A 14,289-nucleotide genomic window follows, 5' to 3' on the forward strand; every position below is an offset into this window, starting at 1 on the left:
AGTTCGTGTCTGAAGTGCTTTATCAAGATGCAGGGATTCTAAATCTCGGATTGGAGGAGAAACGTGAAGAAAAAATTATTGAAAATGACAGTGGCGGCATTTTGCCTGTCTTGTCTGGTATCGATCACTGCCTTTGCAGACAGCAGTAAGGTGGTGACTCTTGGAGCGAATCTGTCTCAGGAACAAAAAGATACGATGTTTAAATACTTTGGAGTAGAGAAAAATGCGGTTGAGGTAATCGAAGTAAATAATACAGAAGAGCGCCAGTATCTGGAAGGGATTGCTTCCGAAGAGGTAATTGGGACAAGGACTTACAGCTGTGCCTATATTGAACCGACAACTTCCGGCGGAATACAGGTAAAAACAGCAAATCTGACCTGGGTTACCAGTAATATGATTGCATCTACTCTGACAACAGCCGGCGTTACAAATTGTAATGTGGTTGCGGCATGCCCCATCGAAGTATCGGGTACAGGAGCATTGACTGGAATTTTAAAAGCGTATGAAAAAGCTTCCGATGGCACATTAAGCGAAGAAAAAAAGCAGCTTGCCACGGATGAACTGATTCAGACCGGAGAGCTTGGTGATACGATCGGAAAAGATAAAGCTATCCAGTTGATCAATGGTGTAAAAATGGAAGTGATCAAAGGTGAAGTAACCAGTCCGGAGGAAATAAAAGGGATTGTTGAAAAGGCAGCAAGTGAAGCTTCTGTTACACTTACCGGAGAACAGGTTGCATCTCTTACTTCCCTGATGGAAAAAATCGGTGCACAGGATTATGACTATGAATCCCTAAAAGATACTTTAAACAGGGTGGAAAATAATGTAAAAGATGCCCTGGATAATGCATCGGAGGAACAAAAGAACTTCTTTTCAAAGTTATGGGATTCTATAAAAAATTTCTTTTCAAATTTGTTTGATAAAGAAGAAAATAATCAGGAATCCGAGACGCTTGCACCGGATAATATTCTAAACAACACCAATGATTCTATACTTGGAGATGTTGTAGGAGATGCCACAAATGATCAGGCAAATCCAACAACTGAGGGAGAAAATGAAACGAAAAAAACTGAATCAGGAGCGGTCTTGGAAACAGACTCAGCATCACAAACAGAGACGGTAAATGCATCAGAAATTCAGACAAATAGTATGGAAACAAACATGGAAACGACTGAGAATAGTACAATAGAAAATCCGGCAGATTCCGAAAGTATGGATAGCCAGACCGGTACTGAAATTACTCCGGAAGAAAATGAACCAGGCAGTATAAATGCTGCGGATCAGACGGAATCTTCATCAGAATCAGATACTGCTGCAAAGGCAGAAAACTTAATTGATAAATTTATCAATTGGATAAAAGGATTGTTTCAATAATAATTAAATTTTAGGATCAGGGGCGTTTATTTATGAAAAAAAGAATCCATTTAGCTGTTACATTTATGATTGTTTTCTCAGCAGGAATGTATCAAAATTCAATGACTGTCTGGGCAAGTGACCTTCCGTTTAATCTCCGGTTTGGAACAGGAATAGAAACAAAAGCGAATCTAGATTTAATAATAAAAAATACGATCATTATACCTCAGGCATCTGCAAAACCAGTGGAAATATCAGAAAAAAGTCCAGATACTGATGAAGGCAGTCCACTTCCTTTTGATCTCAGTACGGAACTTGGTATTCAGACAAAAGAAGAGTTGGATGAAGCCATAAAAGAGGAAGGTCCCCAGTTAGTACTGCGTCAGGAAGATGAGGAAGAAAGTAAACAGACCGGCGATGCTGAAAATGCTGAAAACACCGAAGGAACGGGGAAAAAAGAGACAGCAGAGTCGGAATTTTCAAGAGATCAGCTTCAGGTATACGATAAGGTTATCATGGTTGGAGATTCCAGATTTGTAGGTATGAGTTCGGCTGCGAATCATCCTTTATGTCAGTGGATCTGCGAGGTCAGCATGGGTTATGACTGGCTGGTATCGGAAGCTGCACCGGTGATAGATGCCAGCATTGTACCAAATTGTGCGATCGTCATAAATCTTGGTGTAAATGATGTTTACCGGCCGGGTGATTATGCTGGATATTTAAATAGTAAAATTGACGGTTGGGTTGGCGCAGGAGCAGATGTGTATTTTATGTCTGTTAATCCGGTTGTGGATGGTTATGGCGGCAGTGTGACAAATGCCGCAGTAGAACAATTTAATAGTACGATGACAGCAACACTTTCACAAAAAATAGGATATATTGATACTTATAAATATTTAATTGAGAATGGATATGGAACAGCGGATGGCCTTCATTATGACGCATCCACCTACGCTGCTATTTTAAATTATTGTTTAAGACAGCTGCGGGTTCCCTGAATAAAATAAGTCTGCAATCTTTCTAATTATGTATCTGAGTCTGAGAAAAACCGACAGCAAATTTCAGTAGTTAAACTGATTTTTGCTGCCGGTTTTTTTGCTCATATTTCGTATAATTTAGCTGCAGATAATGCAAATTTAAAATACAAAATGAATAGAAAGAATTCTTGGAGACAGGTACGGGAAAAAGACAGATAATGAAGGGATTTAGCACAAAATTAGAGTTGGTAAAAATGTGCAATTAGTGCAAAAAAAGGAAACGAATATACAAATAAATATATACTATAGAAATGTTATAATAGTTTCAATGATAAAAACAGCTATATAAAACGCGCAATATCATTAAAAAATTGGCAATATGTATAGCATAAGTTTCGGTCAATTGTGAAAGCTGGCTGCGATTGATCTGATGCTTTTTATGTTATAAATCCATCAAAGGAGAAAGAGTTTATGAAGAGAAAAAACTTAACTAAGTCACTAAGTTTTATGCTATCCATGTCTATGGTTTTGAGCTCTGCATTACCTGCTACGGCATACGCGGAAGGCAATGGAACAGAATCACAAGACGTAAATATGGAAGCGGAAGTGGTACCGGGTGGTGCCAAAAATGCGGCTGATAATGGTGTTGAAACTGAGCCGTCAGAGGGAGAAAATGAGTCGGGAGAAACGAATTTAACAGAAGCAAATGATGAGTCTGATTCTTCAGAAAATGATTCAAAAGTACAAGAATCACAGTCTGAAACAGAGACAGAAATCGTTACTGAATCCGAATCTGAAGCACTGGCAGAAACAGAAACGCCTCTTGATGCAAAGCAGGAAACTACTGAGGAAAACAACAAAGGCGCTCTGGAGGATGGTATTCATGATAGCTGGGCACAGGATACTTCCACGCAAAAAGGTGGAGAAATCTGTGAAGTGGCAGATGGATACCTTCATTTAAAATCCGGATCAGCTAATGGAAATAACCCAAGTGCAACTAATCCTCCTGCTATTTTTACAAATGGGAAAGAATATAATTTTAATGAAGCGGGATACTTTGAAGCAAATTTCAAGACAGAACAGGCAGGGAGCCTGAATCGTACCGGTATTTACATAGGATACAAAGACCAGAACCACGGTATGTTCTTTGGTTACAATGCATCCGGCTGGTATTGGCAGAAATACGGGGAAGCAACTGACCCATGGAGTCCCAATGTTGGCACCGTACCTGCTGCAGGTTCTACCGTGAAGGTTAAAGTGGAATGGACTGCAGATAAAAAGGCTAATTTCTATGTAGATGGAACTGCTTTATTCAGTGATGTTGATTTTAGCAAAATTGTAGATCAGGGAAATCAAATTGGTATTAAGGCAGGGACATTTGGAACTGAACTCACAGATGTCTATTTGAAAGATATTCATTATACTGGTCAGGCCGAAGCAGAAACATTTGCCGTATCCGGTAAAGTAATGGAAAATGTGGATGGGAAAACACAGGCGGTAGAAGGTGCAACGGTAAAATTAAACGGCAAGACTGTTCAAACCGATAAAGATGGTAATTATAATTTTGCTGATGTAGCTTCAGGAAAGTATAAAGTAACCGTAACAAAAGAGGGCTACCTGGTTGCAGAAAAAGATATTACAGTTGCAGACGGTGCTGTTGCAGTTGAAATTATTGTACTGGAAAAAGCACCAGAAGTGGCATATCGAACCATTTCATCCGATCAAATGGATGTTGATGTGGCAGAGAAATTCCCAAGTGTTGTAAAATACACCATGAAAGGTGATTTAAAGGGAAAAGTATTCTACGGTCAGACCGAAGCTATCGATGTAATTAAAATCAATGGGACCGAAATTAAGGTAACGGAAGATAATCTGGATGTGAAGTTTGATAAGGATAAAGCTACCTATACGATGACTTTAAAAGGACAGAATATTGATGCTGTTCTGACTGCCATAATCGCAGTAAAAGATAATGAACTGTCATTTGACATTACGAAGGTTTTGAATAACCTGGATAATGATGTATATCCGGTTCAGACGATTGAAATACCCCATCACAGCCTGATTTCTGTAAGAAGCACCCAAAAGGGCGCAAACTTAAAGGCAGCTAAGGTATCCAGCAATACGTCTATCTCCGGTGACAGCTATGTGGATGTGAAAGACGGCATGACATTTTCTAAGGAAGATTTCATGTATGGTTTTGTATCCAATGATGAATTAAGTGCCGGATTGTGGAGTAATTCAGAGTATAACGGTACACATAAAGCGGCTTATGTTGGTTCCGGCGGATCCAGCAATACCAGAGTATGGGCGGAAACAACGAATCTGGCTGCCGGTAAATCACTGGGGCTTTCCAGCACATTATGGTATTATGACCGCAAGGTAGAACCTTCTGTGAATGGAGTGAAAAAAGCATATGTGGTAGAACATGATGCTGATGTTATGCCAAGCGCAAAAGTAGTCATTACCGGTGATGAGAATGCGGATGATCAGATTGACTGGCAGGATGGTGCAATTGCATATCGTGCAATCATGAACAATCCGTTTAAATCTGAGGAAGTGCCGGATCTGGTATCACAGCGTATTGCAATGAATTTTGGTAGTGAGGCTGCAAATCCATTCCTTACAACATTAGATGGTGTGAAACGCGTTTACCTGAATACCGATGGACTCGGACAGAGTATTATTTTAAAAGGCTATGGTTCCGAAGGACATGATTCCGGACATCCTGATTATGGCAATATCGGTGAGCGAATCGGCGGTGCCAAGGATATGAACGAATTGATGACTGAAGGTGGAGCATTAGGCGCACGTTTTGGTATCCACATCAATGCAAGTGAAATGTATCCGGAAGCAAAAGCTTTTGATGATGATTTATCCAGACACAATTTTGGCTGGAACTGGTTAGACCAGGGAATCGGTATCAATGGTATGTATGACCTTGCAAGCAACAGGCGTGAAAGCAGGTTAGATGAACTAAAGGCAAAGGTTGGAAATAATCTGGACTTTATCTACCTGGATGTGTGGGGAAATAATACCAGTGGAAATGAGGATGCATGGGAATCCAGAAAGATTGCAAAACAGATGAATGACCATGGCTGGCGATTTACCACAGAATGGGGTCCCACACAGGAATATGATTCTACTTTGCAGCACTGGGCAGCAGATCTGGGGTATGGCGGATATGCAGCAAAGGGACAGAACAGTGAAGTAATGAGATTCTTACGTAACCACCAGAAGGATTCCTGGGTTGCTGATTACCCAAGCTATAACGGAGCTGCACAGTCACCTCTGCTGGGTGGATTAAACATGACCGATTTCGAGGGCTGGAGTGGAAGAACCGATTACAGCAACTATATCAATACCACATTTACCCATAACGTACTGACTAAATTCCTGCAGCATTATAAGGTAATGAAGTGGGTAGACGGAGAGCCGGTAACTATGAAGAACGGCGGCGGAACCTTCCAGTGGACACCGGAAATGGAAATCACACTGCAGGATGACGCAAAAGAGAATACCGTTGTTGTATCCAGAGATTCCAATGATTACGCAGGAGATCTTAAGGCTTACCGTTCCAGAACAATCACATTAAATGGAAAAGTAGTTTCCAAAGGTGCACCTACCGGCGGTGACGGTTCCAATCCGGGAGATGAGACTTATCTGCTTCCATGGTATTGGGATACAAACGGCGAGATTGCATCAGAGGAAAAACTGTATCACTGGAATACCAAAGGCGGCGATACTACCTGGGAACTTCCAGGCGGATGGGAAGGCCTTGCAAATGTTGTTGTATATGAACTGACCGATGAAGGAAAGCAGAATAAAACCGTAGTTCCGGTAGCTAATGGTCAGGTAACCTTAGCAAATGTGAAAGCAGAGACACCTTACGTTGTATACCAGGGCGAACAAGGACAGCTTCCGGTAGACTGGCAGTCCACACCATATATTTATGATGTTGGATTCAACAGCGGTAGTCTGGATTCTTACTGGACAAAAGCAGGAACCGGTCTGGCTGAAATCTTCCGTAACTCCAGCGAAAACCCGATGTTAAAATTAAGCGGCGACGTATCCGTAACCAGTAAGGCTTTAACAAATCTGGAAGCAGGAAAGAAATATGCACTGTATGTAGGAGTTGATAACAGAAGCAATGCGAAAGCATATATGACCGTAAATGCAGATGGCAAGGAAATTGCTTCTAATTATACGGGACGCTCTATTGTACAGAATATCGTTTCTTCAAATCAGCATCATACGGGAAGCGGAGCAACAACAGGCGGTACCAGCTATGTTCAGAATATGTATGTATTCTTTGAAGCACCGGCAGGCGGTGAAGTTACTTTGACTCTGAAACGGGATCAAGGTGACGGAGATACGTATTTTGATGATCTTCGTGTTGTGGAAACCGGTATGGATCTTGTTAAAGAAACAGACAAGGACGGTATGGTTACCAGGTTCCAGCAGGATTTTGAAAATAATGCACAGGGTATTTTCCCATTCGTAATCGCAGGTCCCGGATCAGGTGCAGGTGCAGTTACCGACAACCGTATCCATCTCTCTGAGCGTCATGCACCGTATACCCAGGCTGGATATAACGCGAATGAACAGGGACAGAAGAAATTAGACGATGTATTAAATGGCGACTGGTCTGTTAAAATCAATGGACTTACCTCCAATAATTCCATGATTTACCAGACGATTCCGCAGAACTTCCATTTTGAGCCGGGTGTTACCTATAACGTCAAGTTCAAATATCAGATGGGAAGCAGGGACACCTATAAAGTAACGGTAGGCGAAGGAGAATTTGCAGGCAATACTCAGTTATACACCATGCCGGAAGCAATCGGTCAGACAAAGGAATATAGCTTCTCCTTAATCGGAGGAGAATCCGGACAGTCCTGGTTTGGTATTTATTCAACCAGTACAGCACCGGATCTGAAAGAATATGCCAGTGCAGGTGATGGAGCGAAAAACTTCAGCGGTTACAAAGATTTTATTCTGGATGACCTGGTAATTGAAGTGAGCGATATCCAAAAAGGAGATCTGCAAAAAGCGATTAACACAGCAAACACAAAATTCCAGCAGGATTACACAACTGAAACCTGGGGTGTATTTGCGGAAGCTTTAGCAGAAGCAGAAGAAGTTTTAAACAACCAGAATGCGACAAAAGAACAGGTTGAAACAGCAACTGATAAACTAACAGCTGCAACTGAAAAGCTGGTTGCAATTATTGGTTCCGTCAGCGGAACAGTCAAAGATGCAGATGGAAAACCAATTGCAGACACACAGATTACACTTTCCTCCAATAACCTGGCTCCAATTGAAATCCGCACGGATGACAAGGGCAGCTACAAGTTAGAGAATATCTTTATCCGTAATTATTCTGCAAAGGTTGTAAAAGATGGTTATGGATCCCTTTACGCACAGCAGGTAACACCGGTGGCAGATACGATGACCACCTTTGATTTCACACTTCAGGTGAAAGAGATTCCGGAATACTTCAATTACTTCGAAAATGGAGTAGACAGTATTCAAAATCTGGCAGGCAATCCATCCCAGGTTGAAATCGAATCCGTGCAGTACAATGGCAGCGGCGCGCTGAAAGCCTCATTTGGCTCCGACCGCCCAAGTATTATTGACACAGCAGCACCGAAATTTAAAGACGGAATCTTTGAAGCAGATGTAACGCCTCAGGCAAGCCCGCTTCGTTTCGGCTTTGTATTAAGAGCAAATAACCATAACCAGAGACTTTATGTAGGATATGGTGATTCCGAAGGCAAATGGTTCTGGGAATACTGGAATGGCACTTCCAATAATTATTCCGGAATGTTTAGCGGTCCTATGATGGAAATCGGAAAAACAAGCCACATAAAGACAGAGTTAGTTGGTAATAAACTTTCACTCTGGGTAGACGGCACGGAAGTCATGAAAGAAGCAGTCGTAAATGGATTATTTAATGAAGCCGGATCTGTAGGATTTAACAAACGAAACGGTGGAAGCATGATCTTTGACAATCTGGAAGTAACAAGCTATGATGAGGTAGAAAACTCCAATGCAATAGAAGGTTCTATTGTTGATGAGAATGATGCACCGATTTATCAGGTAAATGTTGCATTAACAGATGCAGACGGCAATGAAATTGCTTCTACGATTACCAATCTGAACGGTATCTATAACTTTAGCAAAATTCCTTACGGAACTTATAAGCTGGCATTTACAAAAGCTGGTTACGAGGCAGGAGCAGCTGAAGTAGAAGTTAAGGCAGAGAGTTCTTCTGTTGTTGGAAAAGTGCAGATGGTAAAATCTGAGATATCAAAAGAAGCATTAACCAAGAAAATCGCAGAAGCAAAAGCGATAGAAAAAGGCGATTATACTGATGCATCCTTTAAAGCATTAACCGATGCAATTGCAGCAGCAGAAAAGGTAGCGGCAGATCCAAAAGCAACCCAGGCAGCAATCGATGCCCAGGTAAAAGCACTGGATAACGCAATAAAGAATCTGGAAGTAGAAGCACCACAGCCATCTAAGACAGAGTTAACCAAGAAAATCGCAGAAGCAAAAGCGATAGAAAAAGGCGACTATACGGATGCATCCTTTAAAGCATTAACCGATGCAATTGCAGCAGCAGAAAAGGTTGCGGCAGATCCAAAAGCAACCCAGGCAGCAATCGATGCCCAGGTAAAAGCACTGGATAACGCAATAAAGAATCTGGAAGTAGAAGCACCACAGCCATCTAAGACAGAGTTAACCAAGAAAATCGCAGAAGCAAAAGCGATAGAAAAAGGCGATTATACGGATGCATCCTTTAAGGCATTAACCGATGCGATCGCAGAAGCAGAAAAAGTAGCGGCAGATCCAAAAGCAACCCAGGCAGCAATCGATGCCCAGGTAAAAGCACTGGATAACGCAATAAAGAATCTGGAAGTAGAAGCACCACAGCCATCTAAGACAGAGTTAACCAAGAAAATCGCAGAAGCAAAAGCGATAGAAAAAGGTGACTATACCGATGCATCCTTTAAGGCATTAACCGATGTGATCGCAGAAGCAGAAAAAGTAGCGGCAGATCCAAAAGCAACCCAGGCAGTAATCGATGCCCAGGTAAAAGCACTGGATGCAGCGATAAAGAATCTGCAGGTCGTAACACCACAGCCATCTAAGACTGCATTAAACGCTAAGATTGCTGAAGCAAAGGCAATTAAAAAAGGCAACTATACCGATGCATCCTTTAATGCATTATCTGCAGCAATTGCAGAGGCAGAAAAAGTGGCAGCAGATCCAAAAGCAACCCAGGCAGCAATCGATGCCCAGACTGCAGCGCTGACAAAAGCAATTCAGGGATTAAAAGCAGACCCAGACAAAGAAGCAGCAGCGAAGGTGCAGGCATCTACCGTAACTGTAAAAGCGGCAAATCAGGCTTCCAGATACATTAAATTAAGCTGGAATAAAGTTGCTGATGCTGACGGATACGTAGTAATGAACGAGACCAGCAAGGGATGGAAAACAGTTAAAACAATCAAGAAAAACAGCACTACATCCTATGTATACAAAAAAGCTGAGCTTGGTAAGAAATACAAATTTGCAGTAAAGGCATATAAGAAAGCAGATGGTAAAACAGTTTACAGCAAGTATAAAAAAGTTTCCATTAAAGCAGTTCCCCAGAGCCCGGCTATAAGAGCCAAGGCATCAAAAGGAAGCGTAAAAGTAACATGGAAAAAAGTATCTTCTGTTGTAACCGGATACCGAATTTACAGGAAAACAGGCAAAACCTGGAGCCGTATTGGAATTGTAGACCGCGATACCACCATTTTTAAAGATAAGAAAGTGAAAAAAGGAAAAACTTATACTTACAGAGTACGTGCTTACAGGAAATCAAATGGTAAGAATGTCTATGGTAAGTACAGCAACGAGATCAAATTGCAAGCAAAATAATCATTCGAAACGATGATCTGGATATGCCCGAAATAAAAAAGTAAGATGATAAAATAGGTCCTCATCTATAAGTTTTTATAGAAGAGGATCTATTTTTTCACTGTTTTTGCTTAAGAAATTCTATATTTTTCCTAATAAATTTGTATGGAGTATTATGGCCAAAAAATATATAATAACAACGAAAGATGAATATAAAACATGTACAAAATGTACAAAGAAAAGGGAGGACATTCCATGAGAAAGACAAAAAGATTTTTAGCACTAGGTTTAGCGGCATGTACATCAGTAGCTTTATTGGCAGGTTGTGGTTCTTCAACCACAGAATCAAATTCAACAACGAAAACCACAGAAGCAGGTACAACTGCTGAAACAAAAGAAGCTCAGGGAGACACTGCAAAGACAGATGAAGGAAGCGGAGATACAGCCGGGGTAAAGGAAGTAGGAGTATTTCTTTATAAATTTGATGATACTTATATCTCTACCGTTAGACAGAATCTGGAAAAGATTCAAAAAGAAAATCCGGACAAGGTTAACTTTACCTTCTATGACGGTAAGGGTGACCAGCCTACACAGAATGACAGTATTGATACCATTCTTCAAAAAGATGTGGATCTTCTAATGGTTAATCTAAATGATACCGGAGCGGCTCAGACTGTAGTGGATAAAATCAAAGCAGCGGACAAGCCGGTTGTATTCTTTAACAGAGAGCCAGTTGACCAGGCAGCAATTAAATCTTATGACAAAGCATGTTTTGTAGGTACCAATGCAAAAGATGCGGGGATTATCCAGGGCAAGATGATTGCAGACCTTTGGAGTTCAGATACAGCAAAATATGATAAAAACGGCGATGGCGTTCTGCAGTATGTAATGTTAAAAGGTGAGCCGGATAACCCGGAAGCAGTTGCAAGAACAGAATATTCTGTTAAGACAGTAGAAGAAGCAGGGATTAAAACAGAGCAGCTGGAAATTCAGGTTTGTAACTGGGATCAGTCTCTGGCACAGAATGCAACAGAAGCATGGCTTTCTAAATTAGGTGATAAGATTGAAGTAGTTATTGCTAATAACGATGGAATGGCACAGGGGGCTATTGCAGCGTTACAGGCACAGGGATATAACAATGGCGATGCAGAAAAATTTATACCGGTATATGGCGTAGATGCAACAGAAGCAGCACAGGATTTAATCAAACAGGGCTTTATGTCTGGAACAGTTCTTCAGGATGCACCTGCAATGGCAGAAGCGTTATTTACAACAGGCATGAACCTGGCTGAAGGCAAAAGTGCTATTGATGGAACAGAATATCAGTTTGATGATACCGGATATGCAATCCGTATCCCTTATCAGGAATTTACAGGCAAATAAATATGGAATAGGTAACTGCACAGTGTAGGTAATCTTCATTGTGCAGTTGCTAAGTAAAGGAAAAGTGGTGAATGGAATATGGCAGAAAAATATGTTTTGGAAATGATAGATATTGAAAAGCAGTTTCCAGGTGTAAAAGCCCTTGATCATGCACAGTTAAAATTAAGGCCTGGCACCGTCCATGCACTGATGGGTGAAAACGGCGCCGGAAAGTCTACCTTAATGAAATGTTTATTTGGTGTCTATGATGAAGATGGCGGAGAGATAATCGTAGAGGGAAAGAAGACTAAATTTTCCAATCCCAAACAGGCAATGGAAAATGGAGTTGCAATGGTACATCAGGAATTGAATCAGGTATTGCAAAGAGATGTTATGGATAATATCTGGCTGGGAAGATATCCAAGCAAAGGTGGGATTATCAGTCAGCGTTCTATGTATGAGGAAACAAAAAAAGTATTTGATAAATTAGAAATCGATGTAGATCCCAAATCAAAAATGGCGAAGCTGTCTGTATCCCAAAGACAGATGGTAGAAATCGCCAAAGCGGTATCTTACAATGCGAAGATTCTGGTATTAGATGAGCCGACCTCTTCTCTTACTCAGGAAGAAGTAGATCATCTGTTTCGCATTATTAACCGTTTAAGAGACCAGGGATGTGCAATTGTATACATATCTCATAAAATGGAAGAGATCTTGGAAATATCAGACGAAGTTACCATCATGCGTGACGGACAGTGGGTAGATACCAAATCTGCGGCAGAACTGACCACGGATAAGATCATTAAGCTGATGGTTGGACGTGATCTGACTAACCGTTTTCCGCCTAAGACCAATAAAATGGGAGAAGTCATTCTGGAGGTAAAACATTTAACCGGGAAATACCAACCCTCCGTTATTGATGCATCTTTTGAACTTCATAAGGGAGAAATTCTTGGAATTGCAGGTCTGGTAGGATCCAGGAGAACAGAGTTAATCGAAACCATTTTCGGCATTGCCCATAAGAGCGAGGGTGAGATCCTGCTCCACGGAAAACCTGTCGATAATAAAGATTCCAGAACAGCAATTAAAAATGGATTTGCCCTTCTTACAGAAGAGCGTCGTGCGACAGGTATTTTTGGCGGTCTGAATATTCTTTTTAATAGCATAATCGCTAATATAGACCGTTATAGTAAAATGGGACTGTTAGATAACAGAAAAATGATAGAAGATACTAAATGGGTAATTGACAGTATGAATGTTAAAACCCCATCCCAAAAGACAGCAATACGAAGTTTATCCGGTGGAAATCAACAAAAGGTAATTATAGGAAGATGGTTATTAACAGAGCCGGAGATCTTACTTTTAGATGAACCAACAAGAGGAATTGATGTTGGTGCGAAGTATGAAATTTATCAGTTGATTATTGACCTGGCTGCAAAAGGAAAAGGAGTAATCATGGTTTCTTCTGAGATGCCCGAGCTGCTAGGCATCTGTGACCGTATACTAGTTATGTCAAATGGACATGTGTCGGGAATTACAAATACTGAAGAGCTGGATCAGGAGCGGATTATGGCTCAGGCAGCGAAATATGTTTAAGAACGGAAGGTGCAGATATGGAAAAATTAAAAACAGAAGGAAAGAAATTTAACGTTGGAGAATTTCTCATAAAATACGCGTTATATATTGTATTGATACTAATGATCGTTTTCTTTATCATAAAAGAACCAAGCTTTTTATCACTTGGTAATTTTACGAATATACTCAGCCAGGCTTCTACAAGAGCTATTCTGGCGTTAGGGGTTGCAGGGTTGATCGTACTACAGGGAACGGACCTTTCTGCCGGCCGTATCTTAGGTCTTACAGCGATCATTTCAGCATCTTTGCTGCAGTCAACTACATATGCAGCAAGAATGTATCCAAACCTTCCGGCATTACCGCTGTTTGTTCCTCTGCTGGGTGCAATTGCGGTAGGAGTTATATTTGGATTAATCAATGGGTTTGGTGTTGCTAAGTTGAAGGTACATGCATTTATAATTACTTTGGGCACTCAGTTAATAGCATATGGTGTATCTTGTCTTTATATTGATCGCCCGCCGCTTGGGGCACAGCCGGTTGCTAATCTTGATCAGCGATATATTCATTTTGTAACGGGCGGTTTTCAAATTACCAGTGAATTTAAGATTCCATATCTGGTATGTTATCTGGCAGTAATTGCAGTAATTATGTATATCATCTGGAATAAGACAAAGCTTGGAAAAAACATGTTTGCAATTGGCGGTAATCCGGAGGCAGCTGAAGTGTCTGGAGTTAATGTTGTAAAAAATATTATGATTATCTTCATGATTTCTGGTGTGCTGTATGGTATTGCAGGTTTCTTAGAGGCTGCTAGATCAGGATCGACAACCAGCAACACCGGATTAAATTATGAGCTGGACGCAATTTCAGCATGTGTAATTGGTGGGGTTTCCTTTACAGGGGGTGTGGGAACCATTCCAGGTGTATTGATTGGAGCAACTCTATTACAGGTTATCAACTATGGACTAATTTTTATCAGCGTAAGTCCATACTGGCAGTATATCATTCGTGGTTTAATTATTATCGTTGCCGTATCATTGGATGTACGTAAATATCTTGCTAAGAAATAACATAATGATACATTGAGGAAAAGGATCAGAACTTATGGAGGAGT

Annotated in this window: 6 protein-coding genes; all 6 read left to right on the plus strand. The window is 40.9% G+C overall.

The window, feature by feature from the left end; translation table 11 throughout:
• Nucleotides 1-63: 63 nt before the first annotated feature.
• The 6 genes from CD03_RS33430 (at nt 64) to mglC (ending at nt 14,245) form a co-directional block, all read left to right on the plus strand.
• Nucleotides 64-1,374 carry a DUF1002 domain-containing protein gene (locus CD03_RS33430; RefSeq protein ID WP_052377787.1) on the plus strand — a complete coding sequence of 437 codons (1,311 nt, stop codon included), beginning with the start codon at nt 64-66 and terminating at the stop codon, nt 1,372-1,374.
• Nucleotides 1,375-1,406: 32 nt separating this feature from the next.
• Entirely contained in the window at nt 1,407-2,351 is a 945-nt protein-coding gene (locus CD03_RS36070) for an SGNH/GDSL hydrolase family protein (RefSeq protein WP_052377788.1), read from the plus strand.
• 450 nt (nt 2,352-2,801) lie between these two features.
• Nucleotides 2,802-10,259, plus strand: a complete 7,458-nt coding sequence (locus CD03_RS36075) for an endo-alpha-N-acetylgalactosaminidase family protein (protein ID WP_052377789.1) — start codon at nt 2,802-2,804, stop codon at nt 10,257-10,259.
• A 234-nt stretch (nt 10,260-10,493) separates the two neighbouring features.
• Nucleotides 10,494-11,621 carry a galactose ABC transporter substrate-binding protein gene (locus tag CD03_RS0113190; RefSeq protein WP_027294050.1) on the plus strand — a complete coding sequence of 376 codons (1,128 nt, stop codon included), beginning with the start codon at nt 10,494-10,496 and terminating at the stop codon, nt 11,619-11,621.
• A 78-nt stretch (nt 11,622-11,699) separates the two neighbouring features.
• Nucleotides 11,700-13,196: a galactose/methyl galactoside ABC transporter ATP-binding protein MglA gene (gene mglA / locus CD03_RS0113195; protein ID WP_027294051.1), complete on the plus strand. Its 1,497-nt coding sequence runs from the start codon at nt 11,700-11,702 to the stop codon at nt 13,194-13,196.
• A gap of 17 nt (nt 13,197-13,213) precedes the next feature.
• Nucleotides 13,214-14,245, plus strand: coding sequence for a galactose/methyl galactoside ABC transporter permease MglC (gene mglC, locus CD03_RS0113200; protein ID WP_027294052.1), 1,032 nt, complete (start codon nt 13,214-13,216; stop codon nt 14,243-14,245).
• Nucleotides 14,246-14,289: the final 44 nt, after the last annotated feature.

It is taken from the genome of Robinsoniella sp. KNHs210 (genome assembly GCF_000686105.1).
GTDB lineage: Bacteria > Bacillota > Clostridia > Lachnospirales > Lachnospiraceae > Robinsoniella > Robinsoniella peoriensis.